Source organism: Mesorhizobium sp. Arg314 (genome assembly GCF_053714275.1).
Genome location: NZ_JBSKBP010000276.1, coordinates 1 through 391, shown reverse-complemented (window position 1 = coordinate 391; position 391 = coordinate 1). Strand labels below are relative to the sequence as shown.

Here is a 391-nt window from a genome sequence, read left to right as displayed (position 1 = left end):
CCTCACTCGCTGCGGGAATTTCCGCCGGAGTGCGTTCCGAATGCGCCCCCTCGTCGGCGGCTATTCATGAAGGAAGTTCATCCCGCCATTTGATAGCCTCCATCTCGACGCGGACCGCGTCCTGAACGTCGATGACCTGACGGACGTCGAATTGGAACGCCGGGAAGGTCGAACACATTTTGTGGACTATCAGCGGGTCATCTGCCTCGAGCAGCATGCTACCACCCCATTCGCCCACCCGCGCCACGAAGGCATGCACCTTGACCTCGCTGGGTATTTCCCAGTGCTGGAAGATTTTCAGGATGCGCTTTTGGACGTTCTCGTATTCAATCGCCGATCCCTGTGGCCGCTCGTTCCAATTTACGAGGTATTTCATAATCTCCTCCTCCCT

1 protein-coding gene is annotated in these 391 nt (G+C 57.0%); it reads right to left on the bottom strand.

Translation table 11 applies throughout. The annotated features are described in order from the left end of the window. Window positions 1-64 precede the first annotated feature (64 nt). Window positions 65-391 (bottom strand): DUF3303 domain-containing protein (locus ACWGS9_RS35470; RefSeq protein WP_454509514.1); only part of this gene is annotated, 327 nt, incomplete at its 5' end.